This is a genomic window from Azospirillum formosense (genome assembly GCF_013340925.1).
Taxonomy (GTDB): domain Bacteria; phylum Pseudomonadota; class Alphaproteobacteria; order Azospirillales; family Azospirillaceae; genus Azospirillum; species Azospirillum formosense.
Genome location: NZ_WHOR01000076.1, coordinates 1 through 21968 on the forward strand (window position 1 = coordinate 1; position 21968 = coordinate 21968).

A 21968-nucleotide genomic window follows, 5' to 3' on the forward strand; every position below is an offset into this window, starting at 1 on the left:
GTTTGGGGCGAAGCGGCGGCAGTCCCCTCCCCTGCGAAGCGGGGGAGGGTCAGGGAGGGGGCAAAACGCATCCCAGGAGTGACAACATGCCCCGCATCGCCCTATTCATCTCACAGAGGCTGGTGAAGGCGGTCTTCGTCATTCTGGCGATCGCCGTGTTCAACTTCTTCCTGGTCCACGCAGCACCCGGCGATCCCGCCGCGGTGATGGCGGGCGAGGCCGGGGCCGCCGATGCCAAGTTCGTCGAACAGCTCCGCCAGCAGTTCGGCCTCGACCGCCCCCTGTACGAGCAGCTCGGCACCTACATGTCCAAGGTGGTGCAGGCCGATCTCGGCTATTCCTACCGCCAGCAGCGCCCCGTCTTCGACCTGCTGATGGACCGCCTGCCCGTCACCCTGTCGCTGACGCTGACCGCCTTCGTGCTGGCCCTGCTCGGCGGCATCGCGCTGGGCACGCTGGCGGCGATGCGCGCCGGCACCTGGTCGGACACCGCCATCACCGTGGTCGGACTGACCGCCTACGCGACGCCGATCTTCTGGATCGGGCTGATGCTGATCCTTCTCTTCTCGGTCAATCTCGGCTGGCTGCCCGCCTTCGGCACGGAGAGCATCGGCGCCGGCTACACCGGCTGGGAGGCCTTCCTCGACAAGGCGAAGCACCTCGTGCTGCCGGTGACCACGCTCGGCCTCTTCTACATGGCCGTCTACACCCGGCTGACCCGCGCCTCGATCCTGGAGGTGCGCGACATGGACTTCGTCAAGACGGCGCGGGCCAAGGGCCTGCCGGAATGGCGCATCGTGTCGGTGCACATCCTGCGCAACGCCATCCTGCCCGTCATCACGGTGGCGGGGTTCCAGGCGGGCCACCTGATCGGCGGCTCCATCCTGATCGAGACCGTCTTCGCGCTCCCCGGCATCGGGCGCCTCGCCTTCGAGGCCGTGTTGCAGCGCGACTATCAGGTCCTGCTCGGCATCTTCCTTCTGACCTCGGTGGTGGTGGTGGTGTTCAACCTGCTGACCGACCTGATCTATTCCCTCGTCGATCCGCGCATCGAGGTGGCGCCATGACCGCCGCGGCCATCACGCCGTCCCGCAAGGGGTCCGGCTTCTGGGGCGCCTTCGCCCGCAACAAGGGCGCGGTGATCGGGCTGGCCTTCCTGACCCTGATCGTCCTGATGGCGGCCTTCGCCGACGTGCTCTACCCGGCCAGCCCGTGGGACATGACCGCGATGCCCTTCCAGCCGCCGCTGTCGGAGGACGCGCTGCTCGGCTCCGACACGCTGGGCCGCGACATCGCGGCGGGCATCGCCCACGGGGCGCGGGTGTCGCTGCTGATCGGCCTGACCTCGACCGCCGTCGCCGTGCTGATCGGCGTGTTCCTGGGGGCCGTCTCCGGCTTCTACGGCGGCCGCGTCGACGATCTGGTGATGCGCTTCACCGAGCTGTTCCAGACCATCCCGAACTTCGTGCTGGCCGTGGTGCTGGTGGCGATCTTCACGCCGTCGCTGACCTCCATCGTGCTGGCCATCGCCATCGTCTCCTGGCCGCCGCTGGCGCGGCTGGCGCGCGGCGAGTTCATGAGCCTGCGGAGCCGCGAGTTCGTGCACGCCGCGGTGACCACCGGCCAGTCGAACATGACGATCATCTGGCGCCAGATCCTGCCCAACAGCCTGTCCCCGATCATCGTGTCGGCCTCGCTGATGGTGGCGACGGCAATCCTTCTGGAAAGCTCCCTCTCCTTCCTCGGGCTCGGCGATCCGAACCTGATGAGCTGGGGCTACATGGTGGGTGCGGCCCGCACGGTGATCCGTCAGGCCTGGTGGATGAGCTTCTTCCCCGGCATCGCGATCCTTCTGACCGTGCTTGCCCTCAACCTCGTGGGTGAGGGGCTGAACGACGCGCTGAATCCCAAGCTGGCGCGAAAGGGCCGTTCCTGATGACCGAGACGCCTCTCCTCGACGTCCGCAACCTGACCATCGACCTGCCGCGCGGCGCCGACCGCCCGCACGCGGTCGAGGACCTGACCTTCACGCTGGAGCCCGGGGAAATCCTCTGCGTGGTCGGCGAGTCCGGGTCGGGCAAGTCGATGACCGCGCACGCCGTGCTGGGCCTGCTGCCCAAGGCGGTGACGGTGTCGGCCGGCGAGATCCGCCACCAGGGCACCAACGTGTTCAGCCTGCCGGAGCGCGACCAGCGGAGCTTGCGCGGCGGCCGCATCGCCATGATCTTCCAGGAGCCGATGACGGCGCTGAACCCGCTGATGCGGGTCGGCGACCAGATCGACGAGGTTCTGCGCTACCACACCACGCTCGACCGCGCCGCCCGCCGGGCGCGCGTGGTGGAGCTTCTCGCCTCCGTCGGCCTGCCGGAGCCGGACCATCTGCGCCGCAGCTACCCGTTCCGCCTGTCGGGCGGCCAGCGCCAGCGCGTGATGATCGCCATGGCGCTGGCGGTCGAGCCGGACATCCTGATCGCCGACGAGCCGACGACCGCGCTCGACGTCACCACCCAGAAGCAGATCCTGGAGCTGATCCAGGACATCCAGGCCAAGCGCCGCATGGGCGTGATGTTCATCACCCACGACTTCGGCGTGGTGGCGGAGATCGCCCACCGCGTGGCCGTGATGCAGCGCGGCCGGATCGTGGAGATCGGCACCGCCGAGGAGGTGCTGAACCACCCTCGGCATCCCTACACCCGCCAGCTCATCGCCGCCGTCCCGCACCTGATCGAGCACCGCGACGACTTCACCCGTGCGCGCCAGCCGGTGCTGACGGCGGAGAAGGTGTGCAAGACCTTCCACCTCGGCGGCGGATTCTTCACGCCGGGGCGCAAGGTGGTGGCGGGCGACGACCTGTCCCTGACCATCCACCAGGGCGAGACGGTCGGTCTGGTCGGCGAGTCCGGCTCCGGCAAGTCGACGCTGGGCCGCTCCATCGTCGGGCTGATCAAGCCGGATTCGGGCAGGATCCTGTTCGAAGGGGTCGATCTGCTGTCACTGTCGCGCCCGGCCTTCCGGCCCTACCGGCGGCACGTGCAGATGGTCTTCCAGGACCCCTACGCCTCGCTGAACCCGCGCCACACCGTGGGCGACATCATCACCCAGGGACCGGTGGCCTTCGGCGAGGACCGCCGCAAGGCGCTGGAGAAGGCGAAGGCGCTGCTGACGCTCGTCGGGCTCGACGCCTCGGCGGCGGAGCGCTTCCCGCACGAGTTCTCCGGCGGGCAGCGCCAGCGCATCTCGATCGCCCGCGCCCTGGCGCTGGAGCCCAAGCTGCTGATCGCCGACGAGCCGGTGTCGGCGCTCGACGTGTCGGTGCAGGCGCAGGTGCTCGACCTGCTGGAGGATCTGCGGCACCGGCTGAACCTGTCGATGCTGTTCATCACCCACGACCTGCGCATCGCCGCCCAGATCTGCGACACCATCGCGGTCATGCAGAAGGGCCGCATCGTCGAGATCGGCCCGGCCAAGGAGGTGTTCGGCAACCCGCAGCACGCCTACACCCGCACTCTCCTGGACGCCATCCCCGGCAAGGGCTGGACCATCCCGGAGGACGTGGTTCCGGTGACGCGGCGGTCGGCCGCCCTGCGCAGCAGCGCCTGACGGGGCCGGCATGAAGGTCGCCGTCATCGGGGCCGGGGCGGTCGGCGGTCTGATCGCCGCGCGGCTGACCGCCGCCGGGCTGCCGGCCGCGCTGGTCGCCCGGCGGCGGACGCTCGACACGCTGCGGCGCGACGGCCTGACGGTCGAAGGCCCCTCGGGCCGTCCGGTGACGGTGCGGCCCGAGGTGACCGACGACACGCTGGCCCTCGGACCGCAGGACGTGGTCGTGCTGGCGGTGCCCGCGCCGCTGCTGACCGACGTGCTGGACCTGCTGCTTCCCCTGCTGGGGCCGAAGACGCGGCTGGTGCCGGTGGTTGGCGGCATCCCCTGGTGGTACCCGGCGGGCGAGGCCATCGGCGGCCCGTTGGCTGCGGTCGATCCGAAGGGGCTGCTGTCGGACGCCATCCCGGCGGACCGCATCGTCGGCGCCGTCGCCCGCGTGGCGGTGGAGCGGCGGACCCCCGGCTATTTGCGGCATCTCGGCGGGCTGCGTCTCGCCCTCGGCCCGGTGGCGGGGAACGAAGGTGCCAGGGACTTGGCGGCTCTGTTCGGGGCGGGCGGTTTCAACGCGCTGGCCGTGCCGGACATCCGGGCGGAGGTGTGGACGGCGCTGCTGGCGCCCTTCGCCTTCGGCCTGCTCGGCCTCGCCACCGGCAAGACGGCGCAGGAGATCGCCCACGACGACGCGCTGCAGCCGACCTTCGCCGCGCTGGTGGAGGACGTGCTGGCCCTGTCGGCGGCGCTCGGCCATCCGGCGGCGGCGAAGGTCGAAGATGTGTGGACCTTGGCCCAGCACCCGGGCCGCATCCGCCCGGCGCTGCGCGCCGACGTGGCGGCGGGCCGGCGGGCGGAGATCGAGGCGGTGCTGGACGCGCCGCTGGAATTGGCAAAACGGGCGGGGCTGAGCCTGCCCACGGTGACCGGGCTGCTGGCCGCGGTTCGCGCCATCACTCAACACTAATTCGGAATTGGGATCGGGATAGGGACCATGTCTGACCTGCGCATCGACGGCGACCGCCTGTGGCGGACCCTGATGGATCTCGCGACGATCGGCGCGACGCCGAAGGGCGGCCTGTGCCGGCTGGCGCTGACCGACCTCGACAAGGAAGGGCGCGACCTCTTCGTGCGCTGGTGCGAGGAGGCCGGCTGCACCGTGACGGTGGACGAGGTGGGCAACATCTTCGCCCGCCGCCCGGGCCGCAACCCCGACCGTCCCGCCGTCTGCATGGGCAGCCATCTGGACACCCAGCCGACCGGCGGCCGCTTCGACGGCATCTACGGCGTGCTGGCCGGGCTGGAGGTCATCCGCAGCTTCAACGACCAGGGCATCGAGACGGACGCCCCCATCGACCTGATCGTCTGGACCAACGAGGAGGGCGCGCGCTTCTCCCCGCCGATGCTCGGGTCCGGCGTGGCGATGGGCGTCTTCACGCTCGACCATGTGCTGGACATCCGCGACACCGACGGCGTCCGCCTGGGCGACGAGCTGGCGCGCATCGGCTACAAGGGCGAGGTCCCGGTCACCGGCCACGCCATGGGCGCCTATTTCGAGGCGCACATCGAGCAGGGCCCGGTGCTGGAGGCCGAGGACGTGGAGATCGGCGTGGTGACCGGCGCCCAGGGCCAGCGCTGGTACGAGGCGACGGTGACGGGCCGCGAATCCCACGCCGGGCCGACGCCCATGCGCCTGCGCCGCGACGCGCTGGCCGGGGCCGCGGTGATGATGGAGGCGGTGGAGGCCATCGCGCTGGAGGTCGGCGGCGACGCCTGCTCGACCATCGGGCGCGTCCAGGTCCACCCGGACTCCCGCAACGTCATTCCCGGCCGCGTCTGGTTCACCATCGACCTGCGCAACCCCGACCCCGACGCGCTGGCCCGCATGGACGCGATGCTGCGCGAGCGGCTGGCCGCCATCGCGGACAAGCGCGACCTGACGCTGGAGCTGACCGACTTCTGGGCCTTCCCGACCACGCCCTTCGCGCCGGAGCTGGTCGGCCACGTCCGCCGCTCGGTGGAGCGGCGCGGCCTCAGCCACCGCGACATCGTGTCCGGGGCGGGCCATGACGCGGTCTATGTCGCGCGCAAGGTGCCGACGGCGATGATCTTCATCCCCTGCGAGAACGGCCTCAGCCACAACGAGGCGGAGAACATCAAGCCCGAGCACGCCGCGTCCGGCTGCGCGGTTCTGGCCGACGCGGTTCTGGCGACGGCCGGGTAACATCCATCTTTTCCCCCTCTCCCCCCTGGGGAGAGGGCCGGGGTGAGGGGGTTGCGCTTTTGCCGAACGGTCCGACACGCGCAACCCCCTCACCCTAACCCTCTCCCCGGAGGGGGGGGGGGGTAAAATCATTCCGGGAGCCTGTCCATGCGCTACGTCTTTGCCGAGGCCCAGTTGCGCCATCGTCCGCCGACCTTCCTGGTGCGCGGCCAGCCGAAGCCCTCGCCGGAGAAGGCGGAACGGGCGGAGGCGCTCGTCGGCTCCCTGCGGGCGCGCGGCGCGACGGTGGAGGAGCCGCCGTCCTACGGCGCCGGCCCGCGCGCGGCGGTGCATTCCGCCGATTACCTGCGCTTCCTGGAAACCGCCCACGCCCGCTGGTCGGCCCTGCCCGACGCGTCGGAGGTCATCGTCCCCAACGTTCACCGCAACACCGACATGGCCGAGTATCCAACGGGCATCGTCGGTCAGGCCGGCTGGCACATGGCGGACACCGCCTGCCCGATCGGCGCCGGCACCTGGGAGGCGGTCTGCGGCGGCGCCGACACGGCGGTCCACGCGGCGCTGATGGTGGCGAGCGGTCAGGAGCGCGCGGCCTACGCGCTGTGCCGCCCGCCGGGGCACCACGCGTCCCGCGATATGGCCGGGGGCTTCTGCTACATCAACAACGCCGCCGTCGCCGCCCAGGCAATGCTGCCGGTGCTGGCCCAGCAGGGCCGCGCGCCGCGCGTCGCCGTCTTCGACGTGGACGTCCATCACGGCAACGGCACGCAGGCGATCTTCTACGAGCGCGACGACGTGCTGGTCGTGTCGATCCACGGCGATCCCAACAACTTCTACCCCTGGTTCGCCGGCTACGCGCACGAGCGCGGCAAGGGCCGCGGGCTGGGCAGCAACCTGAACATTCCCCTGCCCATGGGCACCGAGGAGTCCACCTTCCTCGACGCGGTGGACGGGGCGCTGACCCACATCGCCGCCTTCGGGCCGGAGGCGCTGGTGCTGTCGCTTGGCTTCGACACCTACGTCGGCGACCCGCTGGCCTTCTTCAAGGTGACGACGCCGGGCTTCGCCGCGCTGGGCCGCAGGATCGCCGGCGCCGGCCTGCCGACCGTCGTTGTGCAGGAGGGCGGTTACGATTGCGATGCGCTGGCGGTGAATCTCGCCAGCTTCCTGGACGGTTTCGAAGGCGGGCTTACGGAGGCGGCACGATGACCGGCGTAAAAATCCCGGGCGCGGAAATACTGGTCCGGACGCTGGTGGCGAACGGCGTCGACACCTGCTTCGCCAACCCCGGCACGTCGGAGTTGCACGCGCTCGCCGCCTTCGACAGCATGCCCGGCGCGCGCTGCGTCCCGACGCTGTTCGAAGGGGTGGCGACGGGTGCGGCGGACGGCTACGCCCGTATGACCGACCGTCCGGCGGCCACGCTGCTGCATCTCGGGCCGGGGCTGGCGAACGGGCTTGCCAACCTGCACAACGCCCGGCGCGCCTGCGTGCCGATGGTCAACATCGTCGGCGACCACGCGACGTGGCACCGCGGCGTCGACGCGCCGCTGACCTCGGACGTGGAGGGCTTGGCGAAGCCGATGTCGGCGTGGGTGCGCACGGTGCCGGACGCGGCCTCGGTCGCCGCGGACACCGCGGAGGCCATCCGCGCCGCGCTGACCCCGCCCTGCGGCGTCTCGACGCTGATCCTGCCGTCGGACTCCTCCTGGGACGACACGGCGGCGACCGACCCGATCATCGTGGAGCCGCCCGCCCCCATCGCCCCGGACGCCGGCGCCCTGCGCGCCGCCGCCGACGCCCTAAGCAGCGGCGAGCGGGTGGTGGTCCTGCTCAACGGCCGCGCCACGCGGGCGGAGGGGCTGGCCCTGGCCGGGCGGATCGCCGCCGCGACCGGCGCCAAGCTCTACGCCCACACCGGCGCCACCCGCATCGAGCGCGGGGCGGGCCGCGTGACGGTGGAGCGTTTCCCCTACCCCATCGACCTCGGCATTGCCGCGCTGGCCGGGGCGAAGCACGTCGTCCTGATCGGTTCGGGCGAGCCGGTCGGCTTCTTCGGCTACCCCGACAAGCCCAGCCGTTTGGCTCCGGAGGATTGCCGCATCCACACCGTCGCCCCGCCTGGCGCGGACGCCTTGGCCGCCCTGCGCTGGCTGGTCGAGGCGGTGGGCGCCGCCGGGACGCCGGTTCCCGCGCAGCCGCTCGCCCCGCCCACTCCGGCGACCGGCTCGTTGACCGCCGACAGCGTCGGGCAATCCTTGGCGGCCCTGCTGCCGGAGGGGGCCATCGTGGTGGACGAGGGGATTTCCTCCAGCCCCATGGTCTACACGGCCTGCGCCGGGGCGCGCCCGCACGACTGGCTGACCATCACCGGTGGGGCCATCGGCATCGGCATGCCGCTGGCGCTGGGTGCCGCCATCGCCTGCCCCGACCGCAAGGTGGTGACCGTCCAGGCGGACGGCAGCGGCATGTACACGCTCCAGGCCCTGTGGAGCCAGGCGCGCGAGAACGCCGACGTGGTGACCATCATCTTCGCCAACCGCCGCTACGGCATCCTGCAATGGGAGCTGGGCAACCTCGGCTTCCGCGACATGGGGCCGAACGCCCGCAACTGCACGGAGCTGGGCCGCCCGGACCTCGACTGGGTGGCGCTCGCCCGCGGCATGGGGGTGGAGGGCGGACAGGCCACCGACGCGGAAAGCTTCAACCGCCTGCTGACCGCTGCCTTCGCCCGCAAGGGCCCCTTCCTGATCGAAGCGGTGATCTGAACAGGCCCTCTCCCGCCCCGGGAGAGGGAGGGGACCCATGGCGCAGCCATGGGGAGGGTGAGGGTCCGGCACGAAGACGGCACTGATACTTGGATTGACCCTCACCCGCCCGCTGACGCGGGCACCCTCTCGCGGGACGGGAGAGGGGATCGGGCAGAGAAAGAAACAACGGGAGGACAGCATGACGACGCCCAAGAAGAGCGCGCGGAAAGTCATCATCACCTGCGCGGTCACCGGCTCCATCCACACGCCCAGCATGTCGCCGCACTTGCCGGTGACGCCGGACCAGATCGCGGCGGAGGCCATCGCCGCGGTGGAGGCCGGCGCGGCCATCGTCCACCTGCACGCCCGCGACCCGGAGACCGGCCGCCCGACCCAGGACCCGGAGCTGTTCCAGCGCTTCCTGCCGCGCATCAAGCAGGCGACGAAGGCCGTGGTGAACATCACCACCGGCGGCAGCGCCGCCATGACGGTGGAGGACCGGCTGCGCCCCGCCGCTCAGTTCCAGCCGGAGGTCGCTTCGCTGAACATGGGCTCGATGAATTTCGGCCTGTTCCCCATGCTGAACCGCTTCAGCGAGTTCCAGCACGACTGGGAGCGCACCTATCTGGAGAACAGCCGCGACCTCGTCTTCAAGAACACCTTCAAGGACATCGAACACATCCTGAAGACCTGCTCCGGCAACGGGACGCGATTCGAGTTCGAGTGCTACGACATCTCCCACCTCTACACGCTGGCCCATTTCCTGGACCGCAAGCTGGTGACGCCGCCGCTGTTCGTGCAGTCGGTGTTCGGCATCCTGGGCGGCATCGGCGCGCATCCGGAGGACGTGATGCACATGAAGCGCACCGCCGACCGGCTGTTCGGCGACCAGTATGTGTGGTCGGTGCTGGGGGCCGGGCGCAACCAGATGCCCATCGCCACCCAGTCGCTGGCGCTGGGCGGCAACGTGCGCGTCGGGCTGGAGGACAATCTGTGGGCCGGTCCGGGCCGCCTCGCCACCTCCAACGCCGAGCAAGTCGCCATGGTCCGCAAGCTGATCGAGGGGCTTGCGCTTGAGGTTGCCACGCCGGACGAAGCCCGCGCCATGCTGTCCCTGAAGGGCGGCGACGCGGTGAGGTTCTGATCGGGAACAACCCTCTCCCCTCAGGGGAGAGGGTGACCCGCAGGGCCGGTGAGGGGGTTGCGCTTGTGCCGCACGTCCCGCCACGCGCATCCCCCTCACCCTGACCCTCTCCCCCGAGGGGAGAGGGGAAATGAAGTGCATCCATCCCACACCCGGAATCCCATGCCATGATAAGCCGCGCTCGGGCGCTGGATCTGTCGCTGGTCGGCCTCATCAGCGTCTGCTGGGGCCTGAACTGGCCCGCCGTCAAGATCATCCTCACCCAGATCCAGCCCTGGACGCTGCGCAGCCTGGGTTTCGCCGTCGGAGCGGCGGTGCTGTTCGCCTACGCGCGGTCGCGCGGGGAATCGCTGGCCGTGCCGCGCGGGCAGCGCTGGCCGCTGGTCGCCGTCGCGCTGCTGAACATGGCGGGCTTCAACATCTGCTCCGCCTTCGGGCAGATGAATATGGCGACCTCCGGGGCGGCGATCATCGCCTACACCATGCCGGCCTGGGCGACGCTGCTGGCCATCCCCATCCTGGGCGAGCGTCCGGGGCCGCGCCAGTGGATGGGGCTGGCCTGCGGGCTGACGGGCCTGGCCGTCCTGCTCGGCCCCGACCTGCTGCGGCTGGGCGCCCTGCCGCTCGGCCCCGCCTTCATGCTGACCGGCGCGCTGAGCTGGGCGCTGGGCAACGTCCTCATCAAGCGGACGGCCTGGACCATGGGGCCGAACGCCATCACCGGCTGGCAGTTCGCCATCTCCCTGCCGGTGGTGCTGCCCTTCGCCCTGGCGCTGGACCCCGCCCCGACGCTGGCGCTGGAGCCGCGGGTGGCGGTGGCCCTGGTGTTCCACATCCTGGTGGCGATGGTCGGCGGCTATCTGCTGTGGTTCGCCATCGTGCGGCGGCTGAGCGTCGCACAGGCCTCGGTCAGTTCGCTGATCGTGCCGGTGATCGGCGTGACTGGCGCCATCGTCGTGCTGGGCGAGACGCCGCCGCTGCGCACCTACGCCGCGCTGGCTCTGATCCTCTGCGCCGTCCTGCTGGTCGTGATGGTGCGCGACAAGCGGCCCGTGCCCGCCCCGGTGCCGGTCACGGCGGAGCCGCGGGAGGCAGGTTCTCCCGGAAGATGACCTCGATGCGCGGCGGCTCCACGCCGTGCATCGCCTCGCGGCCGGCGCGCAGGTTGGCGAAGACGGCGGCGCAGCTCATCAGGGCGCTGCGCGGGTCCTGGGTGATCACCGCCTCCATCGTGCCGTCGATCAGCAGCGCGCGCGTCTCCGGCGTGAAGCCGTGGCCGATGAAGACGACCTCGCGCTCCCGCCGCGCCTCCTTCAGCGCGCGGGCCACGCCCTCCGCCCCGCCGCCGATGGTGTAGATGCCGGCGAGGTCGGGGTGGTGGCTGAGCAGCGTCCGCGTCTGCCGGTAGCTCTTGGCCTCGTCGTCGTGGGCCTCGCGCAGCCCCACCACCTCGATGGCCGGGGCCATCTCCTTCAGGACGTTGAGGAATCCCAGCTCGCGGTCCTCGTGCGCGCGGTAGCTGAGACTGCCGGCGATCATCGCGACCTTGCCCGCCCGCCCGCCGAGGAAGCGCGCGAACAGATAGCCCGCGGTCCGCCCCGCCGCCCGGTTGTCGAGCCCGACATAGGCGGCCCGCCGGCAGTTCTGCACGTCGGAAATCAGCGTCACGGTCGGCACGTTGCGCGCCGCCAGCTCATTCACCGCCTCGCGCACCGCCGGATGTTCCAGCGCCATGAAGGCGACCCCGTCGACCTTGCGCCAGTGCTGGAGCAGGCTGCGCGCCAGCAGGTCGGGGTTGAAGCTCTTGATGAACTCCACCTGCGCGCGGATGCCCAGCGGGGCCAGCGCCGCCTCCGACTGGCGGATGAGCTGCCCAAGCCGCGTCAGGTAGCGGTTCGTCCCGTCCGGCAGCAGGAAGGCCAGCCGCACCGGCTTCGGCCCCAGCGCCGCGCCGAGGTCCGATTCCGGGATGTAGTCCAGTTCCGCGGCGGCCTTCATCACGCGCTGCACGGTCGCCGGGCGCACGCCGGGGCGGTGGTTCAGCACGCGGTCCACGGTGGCCGTGGAGACTCCGGACAGCCGGGCGATGTCGGCGATCCGCGGCAGTCCGCGGGTGTGTTCGGGGGGCGCGGCGACGGCGTCCGCATCATCCTGCATCACGGCTCAAAACCCTCCGATCCCATCAAATCACATCATCATTCGCGTTTGACACCGGCCATTCGCGCACATACCGTCCAACCAACAATCACCGTCGAACATCAAACTACATCAACGTTTCCTGGGAGGAAAGCATGAACCCGCTCTCGCGCCGCACGATGCTCAAGGGGTTGGCCGCCACTCCGGCGATCGGAATGGCTGCCGGATTGGCCGCGGGAGCCGGCACCGCCACCCTGATCGGCGCGCCGCGCATCGCCCGCGCCGCCGAGTTCGACTTCAAGTACGGCAACAACCTGCCGCTGACCCACCCGCTGAACGTCCGCTCGCACGAGGCGGCGGAGCGCATCCGCCGCGAGACCAACGGCCGCGTCGACATCCAGATCTTCCCGAACAACCAGCTCGGCGGCGACACCGACATGCTGTCGCAGGTGCGCAGCGGCGGCATCACCTTCTTCACGCCTTCGGCGCTGGTCATCGCCACGCTGGTCCCGGTGGCCGCCATCAACGCCGTCGGCTTCGCCTTCGCCGACTACGGGCAGGTCTGGTCCGCCATGGACGGCAAGCTGGGCGAGCATGTGCGCGGCGCCATCTCCAAGGTCGGCCTGCACGCCTTCGAGAAGATGTGGGACAACGGCTTCCGCCAGATGACCAGCGGGGCCAAGCCGATCCAGTCCGCCGCCGACATGGACGGTCTGAAGATCCGCGTCCCGGTCAGCCCGCTCAGCATCGCCATGTTCAAGTCGCTGTCCGCCGCCCCGGCCAGCCTCCAGTTCTCGGAGGTCTATTCCTCGCTGCAGACGCGCATCGTCGACGCGCAGGAGAACCCGCTGCCGATCATCCAGGTCGCCAAGCTGTACGAGGTGCAGAAGTACTGCGCCCTGTCCAACCACATCTGGGACGGCTTCTGGTTCATCGCCAACGGGCGCGCGTGGCGCGGCCTGCCCCCCGACCTGCAGAAGATCGTCTCCACCGCGATCAACGACGCCGGCGTGCAGCAGCGCGAGGACATCAAGGCGCTGAACCAGTCGGTGCAGGCCGACCTCCAGTCCAAGGGCCTGACCTTCAACCAGCCCTCCCCCGACAGCTTCCGCGCCAAGCTCCGCGACAGCGGCTTCTACGGCGAATGGAAGGGCCGCTTCGGCGACGAGGCCTGGGCGCTGCTGGAAGGCGCCGTCGGCAAGCTCGCCTAAGGGACGGCTGTGGACAACACGGGAAGGGAGGGTGCGGCTTTGTCTCACCACGCGACGGCGCTCGACGAGGGCGGCGCCATGCCAGGGGCCGCGTCCGGCGGTTCCTGGACCGATCGGCTGGACCGCGGCCTCGCCGCGACGGTGGAGGGTGTGGCCGCCCTCATCGTTCTGGCCGAGATCGCCATCCTGCTGGCCGGGGTGACGGCGCGCTACGTCTTCCACGCGCCGCTGGTGTGGTCGGACGAGCTGGCCTCGATCCTCTTCCTGTGGCTGTCCATGCTGGGCGCCGTGGTGGCGCTGCGCCGCGGCGAGCACATGCGGATGACCGGTCTGGTCAGCCGCGTCGGCCCGACCACGCGCGCCCTGCTGGAGACGCTGGCGATCACGGCCCCCATCGCCTTCCTGGCGATGATCCTGCACCCCGCCCTGGACTACGCCATGGAGGAGCAGTTCATCGTCACCCCGGCGCTGGAGATCAGCAACGCCTGGCGCGCGGCGGCCCTGCCGACCGGGCTGGGGCTGATGGCCGTGGTCGCGCTGATCCGGCTGATGCGGCTGCGCAACCTCCGGATCACGCTCGCGGCGGTCGCGCTGACCGCGGCGGTGACCATCGCCTTCTGGCTGGCCGGTCCGGTGCTGAAGCCGCTGGGGCAGGCCAACCTCGTCATCTTCTTCGTCGGCGTGGTCGCCGCCTGCGTGTTCGGCGGCGTTCCCATCGCCTTCTCCTTCGCGCTGGCCACCTTCGGCTATCTGGCGCTGACCACCTCGACCCCGCTGCTCGTCATGGTCGGGCGGCTGGACGAGGGCATGTCGCACCTGATCCTGCTGGCGGTGCCGCTGTTCGTTTTCCTCGGCCTGCTGATCGAGATGACCGGCATGGCCCGCGCGATGATCCAGTTCCTCGCCAGCCTGCTCGGCCATGTGCGCGGCGGCCTGTCCTACGTGCTGATCGGGGCGATGTATCTGGTGTCGGGCATTTCCGGCTCGAAGATCGCCGACATGGCGGCCATCGCGCCGGTGCTGTTCCCGGAGATGAAGAAGCGCGGCGCCCCTCCCGGCGACCTCGTGGCCCTTCTGTCGGCGACCGGCGCGCAGACCGAGACCATCCCGCCCTCCATTGTCCTCATCACCATCGGCTCGGTCACCGGCGTGTCCATCGCGGCGCTGTTCGCGGGCGGCCTGCTGCCGGCGGTGGTCCTGGGGGCGGCGCTCTGCGCCGTCGTCTGGTGGCGCTACCGCCATGAGGACCTCAGCCACATCCGCCGCCCGCCGGCGTCGGAGATCGCCCGTCTGGCCGTGGCCGCCCTGCCGGCCATCCTGCTGCCCTTCGTCATCCGCGCCGCGGTGGTGGAAGGTGTGGCGACGGCGACCGAGGTGTCGACCATCGGCATCGCCTACTCCACCCTCATGGGGCTGCTGGTCTACCGCCAGTTCGACTGGGCGCGGCTGAAGCCGATGCTGATCGAGACGGCGTCGCTGACCGGGGCGATCATCTTCATCGTCGGCTGCGCCACCGCCATGGCCTGGGGCCTGACGCAGTCCGGCTTCTCCCGCGCGCTGGCCCTGTGGATGGCCGACATCCCCGGCGGCGGCTACGGCTTCCTCGCCATCTCCATCGTCGCCTTCATCATCCTGGGCAGCGTTCTGGAGGGCATCCCCGCCATCGTCCTGTTCGGCCCGCTGCTGTTCCCCATCGCCCGCGACGCCGGGGTGCACGAGGTGCATTACGCGATGGTCGTGATCTTCGCCATGGGCATCGGCCTGTTCGCCCCGCCCTTCGGCGTCGGCTACTACGGCGCCTGCGCCATCAGCAAGGTCAGCCCGGACGAAGGCCTGAAACACATCTGGGGCTACGTCGCCGCCCTTCTCGTGGGCCTGATCGTGGTCGCCGCCATTCCGTGGATTTCCACCGGCTTCCTTCCCTACTGAAGTCTTGCCGGTCCCCCCATAACGATAAAATCAGGAGTTCCTTCATGAGCCGATTCTTCGGCCAGATCCGGCAGGCTGGCTACGTCGTCGACGACATCGAAGCCGCCATGGATTACTGGAGCCGCACCCTGGGCATCGGCCCGTGGTTCTACAACGAGCGGGTTCCGATCAAGAACTACAGCTACCGCGGGGAGCGGTACGAGGTTCACAACTCGGTGGCGCTCGCCAACTCCGGCCCGCTCCAGATGGAGCTGATCCAGACCCGCAACGACGCGCCGTCGATGTACCGCGACTTCCTGAAGGCGGGCCGCACCGGGCTCCAGCACGTCGCCTACTGGACCGAGAATTACGACGCCGACCTGGAGCGGCTGACCGGCCAGGGCTTCAAGCCGGTGATGAGCGGCGAGGTCGGCGAGAAGGGCCGCTTCGTCTATTTCGACACCGAGTACCACCCCGGCACGGTGATCGAGCTGTCGGAGGTCGCCGGGCCGAAGGGCAAGATGTTCGACCTGATCCGCAACGCCTCCCTGGACTGGGACGGCCGCGATCCGGTCCGGCCCTTCCCCGACCTCAGCCGCCTGTGAGTCCCGCCATGCGCTCCGACCGCTTCGAGGCGACCTATCTGATCGAAACCCCGCTGGACCCCGCCAAGGTGGCGGAGGTCATGGCGGGGGAGCAGTCCTGCGGCACCTTCACCCGCGTGCACGGCGAGACGGACGACCTGCGCGCCCGCGCCCGCGCCGTGGTGGAGCGGGTGGAGGAGCTGGAACCCGCCGCCTCCCCCAGCCTGCCGAACACGTGGCTGGAGCGGCAGAAGCGGCCCGGACCGTGGCGGCGCGCCCGCGTCGCCATCAGCTTCCCCACCGGCAACGTCGGCGCCAACCTGCCGACGCTGGCCGCGACGGTGGCCGGCAACCTGTTCGACCTCGGCGAGGTCACCGGCCTGCGACTCGACTCCGTCCGCCTGCCCGCCGCCTATCGCAATCAGTTCGACGCCCCCCGCCACGGCGTGGCCGGCACCCGGCGGCTGACCGGGGTGGAGCGCGGGGCGCTTGTCGGCTCCATCATCAAGCCGAACCTCGGCCTGTCGGCGGAGGAGACCGGCGAGCTGGTCGGCACGCTCTGCGCCGCCGGGCTGGACTTCATCAAGGACGACGAGATCTGCGCCGATCCGATCCACGCCCCGCTGGCCCAGCGCGTGCCGGCGGTGATGGACCGGGTGCGCCGCCACCAGGACCGCACCGGCAAGCACGTCATGGTCGCCTTCAACATCAGCGACGAGACGGACGCCATGCGCCGCCACGCCGATCTGGTGGAGCGCGAGGGCGGAAGCTGCGTGATGGTCAGCCTGAACTGGTGCGGCTTCTCCGCCGTGCAGACCCTGCGCCGCCACAGCGGGCTGGTGCTGCACGGGCATCGCAACGGCTTCGGCGCCCTGTCGCGCCACCCCAGCCTGGGCATCGGCTTCGACGCCTACCAGACGCTGTGGCGGCTCGCCGGGGTCGACCACATGCACGTCCACGGCCTCCAGGGCAAATTCGCCCAGCCCGACGCGGAGGTCATCGACGGCGCCAAGTCCTGCCTCGCCCCGCTGGCCGAGGGCTGCGACGACGCGGTGATGCCGGCCTTCTCCTCCGGCCAGTGGGCGGGGACCGTCCCCGTCACCTGGGACGCGGTGGGAACGGACGATCTGCTGTTCATGTCCGGCGGCGGCATCATGGCCCACCCGGACGGCCCCGCCGCCGGCGTGACGAGCATCCGCCAGGCCTGGGCGGCGGTGCGCGAGGGCGTCGCCCTGCCCGACGCCGCCGCGACCCGGCCGGAGCTGAAGCGCGCCCTGGAGTTCTTCGGAGCATCCAAGTGACGAGCCATCCGCCGCCCCGTCTGGGCTGGTACGGGGACGACTTCACCGGGGCCACCGACACGCTGGCCACGCTGGCGAAGGCCGGGCAGCGGGCGCTGCTTCTGCTGGGGATTCCCGATGCGGAGCGGCTGGCCGGGTTCGGCCCGCTGGACGCGCTGGGGATCGCCGGGGCGTCGCGCACCATGGACCCGGAAGCCCTGCGGGCGGAGCTGGAGCCGGTGGGACGCTTCTTCGCCGGGCTCGGCGTGCCGGTGATGCACTACAAGTGCTGCTCGACCTTCGACAGCGCGCCGCGGGTCGGCAGCATCGGGGCGGCGGTGGCGGTCCTGCGGCCCTTCTTCCCCAACCGCTTCCTGCCGGTGGTCGGCGGCCAGCCGAACATCGGGCGCTATTGCCTGTTCAGCACGCTGTTCGCCGCCGCGGGGACCGGCGGGACAGTCCACCGCATCGACCGCCACCCGACCATGAAGGCCCACCCGGTGACCCCGATGACGGAGGCCGACCTGCGCCTCCATCTCGCCGCGCAGGGGCTGGAGGGGATGGGCGCCCTGCACTACCCGGATTACGGGCTGGACAGCGGGGCGCTGGACGAAAAGCTGGAGCGGATGGTGGCGGGCGGCGCACCCGCCATCCTCCTGGACATCGCCCAGCCGGCCGATCTGGAGCCCGCCGGGCGGCTGATCTGGGAGCGGGCGCGGCGCTCGCCCCTGCTGGCGGTCGGGCCGAGCGGCGTGGTCCAGGCGCTGGCCACCCAATGGGAACGCGACGAGACGGTCGGCGACACGCCCCTGGCCCCGGCGGAGGGGCCGGTCTTCGTGCTGGCCGGCAGTCTGTCGCCGGTCACGCGCAAGCAGATCGCCGCGGCGGCCTCCTTCCACCGGATGCCGGCGGACGCCGGCGCCCTGTGCCGCGACGCCACCTACCGCGAGCGGCTGCGGAGCGAGATCGCCGGGCTGCTGGGCCAGGGCCGGAACGTGCTGGTGTGGACCGCCCCGGCGGAGGGCGAGACGCCCGACACCGCCCAGTCCGCGGCCATCGCCGACGCGACCGCGGACTTCGTGGCCTCGGTCGCTCGCGCGGCGCCGCTGCGCCGCATGGGCATCGCCGGGGGCGACACCTCCAGCAAGGCGGTGAAGGCGCTGGGCCTGTGGGGCCTGTCCTACCGGACGGCGCTCAGCCCCGGCGTGACGGTCAGCCTGACCCACAGCGCGCACCCGCCCACCGACGGCGTCGAGCTGATGCTCAAGGGCGGGCAGATGGGGTCGGAGGACCTGTTCGAACGGCTGGTGCACGGGGGATGAAGGCCGTCGCCCCCGTCCGCCGCACGTCCGCAATGCCCCCTAGGTAGTCTTACGTACGCAAAGCCCCTTAGGTACAAGACCGAACTGCACAGGGCACCCCGCAGCGCATAACGTCGGCTCATCGAGCGGTTGCCCCACGGGGACGGGCCGCTTCCACGAACGCCGAGGGGCCCGACATGCACGCTCACACCGCCATCGCCGCCCAGCCGACGCGCGTTCCGCACGGCCATCAGGCCGCCGTGATGGCGATGCCGCGTGTCGCCCCCTCCCGCCCCGCCGCCGGCTTCGCCGCCAACGACGCCGACCCGCTGGCCGCCATCGCCCAGTTCCGGGTGTTCGACCGCGAACAGTCCATCTTCGCCGAGGGCGAGGCCGCCGACGCCGTCTTCCGGGTGGTGGACGGCATGATCCGCCTCTACAAGCTGCTGCCGGACGGGCGCCGCCAGATCATCGGCTTCCTCCAGGCCGGCGACATGGTCGGGCTGGCCTTCGCCGACCGCTACCTCTACTCCGCCGAGGCGATCACCGCCTCCACCGTCCAGCGCATCCCGCGCTGCCAGCTCGACGCCCTGCTGGACTCCCAGCCCGCCCTGGCCCGCCGGCTGCTGTCGGTCACCACCTCCGAGCTGGTGGCGGCGCAGGACCAGATGCTGCTGCTGGGCCGCAAGTCGGCGCTGGAGAAGCTGGCGAGCTTCCTGCTGGCGCTGAGCCGCCGGGCCGGTGCCGGCCGGGCCATCGCCCTGCCGATGAGCCGCTGCGACATCGCCGACCATCTCGGCCTGACCACGGAGACGGTGTCCCGCGGCTTCACCAAGCTGAAGACCTCGCGCCTGATCCGCATCCTCGACGGCGGCCGGGTCGAGCTGCTGGACGCCGAGGCCCTGGCCGAATTGGCCGAGTGCGCCTGAAACACGGCGCCTGATCCCCAGCGCTCCGATCCCCCTCCGCAATCAAGGGAAATCCATTCGGCCGGCCGCAACGTACCCCTTACTCCCTTTGCGTTGCACTGTCAGGCCGAACCATGGAGTCCGTCCCCCACATCCTCGTCGCCGAGGATGAACGCCTCGAAGCCCTGGCCCTTGCCGACACGCTGGAAGGCCAGGGGCTGCGCGTCACGCTGACCCACAACGGGTTGGAAGCCATCGCCGCCCTGGAAAGCGGCCCGGCGTCGCTGCTGATGACCGACCTGCGCATGCCGGTGATGGATGGCAACGAACTGATTCGCCGGACGCGGGCGCGGCAGCCCTCCCTGCCGGTGATCGTCATGACCGCCGACAGCGGCGCCCTCTGGCACCCGGAGTCCGACCGCCTGCGCGTCCTGCACAAGCCCTTCAGCTTCCAGGCGGCGATCGGCGCGGTCCGCGCCATGCTCGACCGGGTCGGGACGACCGGATAGAGCGGGCGTCAACCCTATTCGCCGACATCGTCCTTGGGGGCGGCGTTGCGGGGCGGCGGCTCGATCACCGGGCCGACCTTCACGCTGCGGGCGGACAGAGGCACGATGTCGCCGATCGGCATGTAGGAGCCATCGGCCAGTTGCTGCGCCGGCTCCCACCGTCCTTCGACCTTGATCCAGCGGTAGACGCTGTTGCTGCTCATGTCGTCTCCAGGAAATTTGGAAAGACGAAAGGGGCGGCGTTGCCGCCGCCCCTTCATCCGATACAAGGATCGTCCTTGCGGAAGGCTTACTCGGCCTTGCCGTTGACGGCGTCCTTGAGGGCCTTGCCGGCGGAGAACTTCGGCGCCTTGGAGGCGGCGATCTTGATCTCCGCACCGGTCTGCGGGTTGCGGCCCGTGCGCTCGCCGCGCTCGGCGATCTCGAACTGGCCGAAGCCCGGCAGCTTGACCGTCTCCCCCTTGACCAGCGCGTCCTGCAGGCTTTCCAGAACCGCATCCAGCGCCTTGCCGGCGTCGGCCTTCGTGCCGCCCAGCTTGCCGGCGATCGCGTCGATGAGATCGGCCTTCGTCATTCCCTACTCCCCTTGTTCATGGAGGAACCCCAGCATTCTCCAGGGCTCCAGGCGCTTCTGACCTACTCCGCCCCGCGTCCGCGCGCAAGCCAATCCCGTGGCGATTTTTTCCCCCGGAGCGGATTAAGCCACGGCATGATCCGTATGCCGAGTGTGAAGAACCAATCCGGGACGGTGATGAGAGACGAGCTGGGACAGCATCTGGACGTTCTGCGGCGCTACGCCCTGGTCCTGATGCGCGACCCCGATCAGGCGGAGGACCTCGTCCAGGAGGCGCTCGTCAAGGCCATCGAGGGGGCGTCGTCCTTCACGGACGGGCGCGACCTGCGCAAGTGGCTGCTCGCCATCGTCCACAACACCTTCGTGGACCGCTGGCGGCGCCAGCAGGCCGAACGCCAGGCGACCGGCGAGCTCAGCTCGATGGCGGAGGAAGGCTCCCCGCCCGCGCAGTTGAGCCATGTCCATCTGGGCCAGACCATCGCGGCGCTGATGACCCTGCCGGTCGAACAGCGGGAGGCCCTGGTGCTGGTGGCGCTCGACGGCATGTCCTACCGGGACGCCGCGGAGTGCCTGGGCATCCCCGTGGGCACCCTGATGTCCCGCCTGGGCCGTGCGCGCGACGCGCTGCGGGCCAAGACGGGCGGCGGGCGCCAGCCGGCGTCAGACCAGTCCGACCGAACCCCATCAGACCGGGTCCAGCGCCCCCCGTTGCGCGTGGTGAAATGACGATGAACGAACCGATCAGCGACATCGACCTGAACGCCTATGTGGACGGCGAGCTCGACGCGCAACGCCGCATCGAGGTGGAGGCCTATCTGGAGGCCAATCCGGAAGAGGCCGCCCGCGTCATGCACGACATGCGGGTGCGCGACGAGATCCGGCTGTTCATGGACGGCCCCGCCGTCGAGAAGGCGGAGCCGGAGTTGGCCGCGCCCGAACCGGCCCCCACTCCGGCGCAGCCGGCGGTCGGCGCCGGCGCGCCGCTGCCGCGGCGCAAGCAGTGGGGCGCCCTGTGGCGCCGCCCGGCGGCGGAGCTGATGAACCGTGCGCGGGCGCGCGCGGCCAAGGGCTCGGGCCGCGGGCGGCGGACGGTGGCGGCGCTGTGCCTCGTCGGACTCGGCTGGACGGCGCACAGCGCGGTGTCGTCGCTCTCGGTCAACCCCGTCGCCACGGCGCACGCGGCCACCCACTACATCACCATCGCGGCCCAGACCCACCAGCAGGCGCTGCACAGCGGGATCGACTTCAAGCCCTTCGCCGACGCCGCCCATTCGCTGGTGAACCGGCTCGCCCCCGCCAACCCGGAGGTCGCGGTGCCGATCCCGCAGCTCGACATCGGGCAGGCGCCGGACGGGCTGCGCACGGTGGCCTGGGACGGCGGGGTCGCGGTGCAGGCGGCCTACCGCCACGGCGGGTCCGAGTTGATCACGCTGTTCGCCAGCGAGGTCGACCGTTTCGCCGTCACCGAACCCCAGGCGGAGCGGATCGGCAACGTCTCGGTCGCCTACTGGCAGGTCGGGACGACGGTCTACGCGCTGTGCGGCGAGCAGCCGGAAAAGGAAATCCTGGCCCACGCCCGCGACGCCCGCATGGCCTGGTTCTGAAGCCGACGCACTGAACGACTAGCATCTGAACGATAAGCATCCGAAGGACATGGTGAGACAATGAGCGGACCCTTCTACGGCAACCAATTCGGCAGCGCGGCACCGGCCTACGGCGCGGCGTTCGACGAGGGCCTGCGCAAGCACATGCTGCGGGTCTACAACTTCATGATGCTCGGTCTGGGCGTGACCGGTCTGGTGGCGCTGTTCGTGGCGAGCACGCCGGCGCTGTACGTGCCGATCT

21 protein-coding genes and 1 pseudogene are annotated in these 21968 nt (G+C 70.7%); 19 read left to right on the plus strand and 3 right to left on the minus strand.

Translation table 11 applies throughout. The features are described from left to right. Positions 1 to 86: 86 nt before the first annotated feature. From GBZ26_RS12325 to GBZ26_RS12365, 9 genes are all read left to right on the plus strand, one after another. Positions 87 to 1067 (plus strand): ABC transporter permease, encoded by a 981-nt coding sequence (locus GBZ26_RS12325; RefSeq protein ID WP_035679724.1) that lies wholly within the window; start codon positions 87 to 89, stop codon positions 1065 to 1067. Then, on the plus strand, positions 1064 to 1936 hold the full coding sequence (locus tag GBZ26_RS12330) for an ABC transporter permease (protein WP_174439098.1): 873 nt from the start codon (positions 1064 to 1066) through the stop codon (positions 1934 to 1936). Before GBZ26_RS12325 ends, GBZ26_RS12330 begins: the two co-directional genes overlap by 4 nt. Next, a complete protein-coding gene (locus tag GBZ26_RS12335) occupies positions 1936 to 3600 on the plus strand; it encodes an ABC transporter ATP-binding protein (RefSeq protein WP_174439099.1) in 1665 nt (554 codons plus the stop codon). The genes GBZ26_RS12330 and GBZ26_RS12335 overlap by 1 nt, the downstream gene beginning before the upstream one ends. Before the next feature lie 10 nt (positions 3601 to 3610). Beyond that, positions 3611 to 4561, plus strand: coding sequence for a ketopantoate reductase family protein (locus GBZ26_RS12340; protein ID WP_174439100.1), 951 nt, complete (start codon positions 3611 to 3613; stop codon positions 4559 to 4561). A 27-nt stretch (positions 4562 to 4588) separates the two neighbouring features. Continuing rightward, positions 4589 to 5818: a Zn-dependent hydrolase gene (locus GBZ26_RS12345; RefSeq protein ID WP_174439101.1), complete on the plus strand. Its 1230-nt coding sequence runs from the start codon at positions 4589 to 4591 to the stop codon at positions 5816 to 5818. A 147-nt stretch (positions 5819 to 5965) separates the two neighbouring features. Then, positions 5966 to 7027 (plus strand): histone deacetylase family protein, encoded by a 1062-nt coding sequence (locus GBZ26_RS12350; RefSeq protein WP_174439102.1) that lies wholly within the window; start codon positions 5966 to 5968, stop codon positions 7025 to 7027. After that, positions 7024 to 8586, plus strand: coding sequence for an acetolactate synthase large subunit (locus tag GBZ26_RS12355; RefSeq protein WP_211104719.1), 1563 nt, complete (start codon positions 7024 to 7026; stop codon positions 8584 to 8586). The genes GBZ26_RS12350 and GBZ26_RS12355 overlap by 4 nt, the downstream gene beginning before the upstream one ends. A 181-nt stretch (positions 8587 to 8767) precedes the next feature. Further along, a complete protein-coding gene (gene kce, locus GBZ26_RS12360) occupies positions 8768 to 9712 on the plus strand; it encodes a 3,5-dioxohexanoate:acetyl-CoA acetone transferase (RefSeq protein ID WP_174439103.1) in 945 nt (314 codons plus the stop codon). A gap of 167 nt (positions 9713 to 9879) precedes the next feature. Then, positions 9880 to 10824 (plus strand): DMT family transporter, encoded by a 945-nt coding sequence (locus GBZ26_RS12365; RefSeq protein WP_174439104.1) that lies wholly within the window; start codon positions 9880 to 9882, stop codon positions 10822 to 10824. Here GBZ26_RS12365 and GBZ26_RS12370 read toward each other — a convergent pair. Beyond that, a complete protein-coding gene (locus GBZ26_RS12370) occupies positions 10784 to 11869 on the minus strand; it encodes a LacI family DNA-binding transcriptional regulator (protein WP_174439114.1) in 1086 nt (361 codons plus the stop codon). The genes GBZ26_RS12365 and GBZ26_RS12370 overlap by 41 nt on opposite strands. A gap of 134 nt (positions 11870 to 12003) precedes the next feature. On the opposite strand from GBZ26_RS12370, the gene GBZ26_RS12375 reads away from it, so the two are divergent. The 7 genes from GBZ26_RS12375 to GBZ26_RS12405 all read left to right on the plus strand — a co-directional run bounded on the left by GBZ26_RS12375 (position 12004) and on the right by GBZ26_RS12405 (position 19549). Further along, the gene (locus GBZ26_RS12375) at positions 12004 to 13059 is read left to right on the plus strand and encodes a TRAP transporter substrate-binding protein (protein ID WP_174439105.1); all 1056 of its coding nucleotides are present in this window, start codon (positions 12004 to 12006) and stop codon (positions 13057 to 13059) included. 39 nt (positions 13060 to 13098) lie between these two features. Continuing rightward, positions 13099 to 14988: a TRAP transporter large permease gene (locus GBZ26_RS12380; protein ID WP_246654044.1), complete on the plus strand. Its 1890-nt coding sequence runs from the start codon at positions 13099 to 13101 to the stop codon at positions 14986 to 14988. Positions 14989 to 15032: 44 nt separating this feature from the next. Further along, complete coding sequence (locus GBZ26_RS12385; RefSeq protein ID WP_174439106.1) at positions 15033 to 15572, plus strand: VOC family protein; 540 nt, start codon at positions 15033 to 15035, stop codon at positions 15570 to 15572. Positions 15573 to 15580: 8 nt separating this feature from the next. Then, the gene (locus tag GBZ26_RS12390; RefSeq protein ID WP_174439107.1) at positions 15581 to 16852 is read left to right on the plus strand and encodes a ribulose-bisphosphate carboxylase large subunit family protein; all 1272 of its coding nucleotides are present in this window, start codon (positions 15581 to 15583) and stop codon (positions 16850 to 16852) included. Beyond that, positions 16849 to 18153 carry a four-carbon acid sugar kinase family protein gene (locus tag GBZ26_RS12395; protein WP_174439108.1) on the plus strand — a complete coding sequence of 435 codons (1305 nt, stop codon included), beginning with the start codon at positions 16849 to 16851 and terminating at the stop codon, positions 18151 to 18153. Before GBZ26_RS12390 ends, GBZ26_RS12395 begins: the two co-directional genes overlap by 4 nt. 176 nt (positions 18154 to 18329) lie before the next feature. Continuing rightward, on the plus strand, positions 18330 to 19061 hold the full coding sequence (locus GBZ26_RS12400) for a helix-turn-helix domain-containing protein (protein WP_174439109.1): 732 nt from the start codon (positions 18330 to 18332) through the stop codon (positions 19059 to 19061). Between the two features lie 113 nt (positions 19062 to 19174). Then, positions 19175 to 19549, plus strand: a complete 375-nt coding sequence (locus GBZ26_RS12405; RefSeq protein WP_174439110.1) for a response regulator — start codon at positions 19175 to 19177, stop codon at positions 19547 to 19549. 14 nt (positions 19550 to 19563) lie between these two features. On the opposite strand, the gene GBZ26_RS12410 is transcribed toward GBZ26_RS12405, so the two are convergent. After that, positions 19564 to 19752, minus strand: coding sequence for a hypothetical protein (locus tag GBZ26_RS12410; RefSeq protein WP_174439111.1), 189 nt, complete (start codon positions 19750 to 19752; stop codon positions 19564 to 19566). 86 nt (positions 19753 to 19838) lie between these two features. Continuing rightward, a complete protein-coding gene (locus tag GBZ26_RS12415; RefSeq protein ID WP_014241890.1) occupies positions 19839 to 20123 on the minus strand; it encodes an HU family DNA-binding protein in 285 nt (94 codons plus the stop codon). Between the two features lie 135 nt (positions 20124 to 20258). On the opposite strand from GBZ26_RS12415, the gene GBZ26_RS12420 reads away from it, so the two are divergent. From GBZ26_RS12420 to GBZ26_RS12430, 3 genes and pseudogenes are all read left to right on the plus strand, one after another. Then, positions 20259 to 20849 carry a sigma-70 family RNA polymerase sigma factor gene (locus GBZ26_RS12420; RefSeq protein WP_247884801.1) on the plus strand — a complete coding sequence of 197 codons (591 nt, stop codon included), beginning with the start codon at positions 20259 to 20261 and terminating at the stop codon, positions 20847 to 20849. Between the two features lie 2 nt (positions 20850 to 20851). Then, positions 20852 to 21727 carry an anti-sigma factor family protein gene (locus GBZ26_RS12425; protein ID WP_174439112.1) on the plus strand — a complete coding sequence of 292 codons (876 nt, stop codon included), beginning with the start codon at positions 20852 to 20854 and terminating at the stop codon, positions 21725 to 21727. Positions 21728 to 21787: 60 nt separating this feature from the next. Then, positions 21788 to 21968: pseudogene (locus tag GBZ26_RS12430) on the plus strand (BAX inhibitor (BI)-1/YccA family protein); the annotation flags it as partial.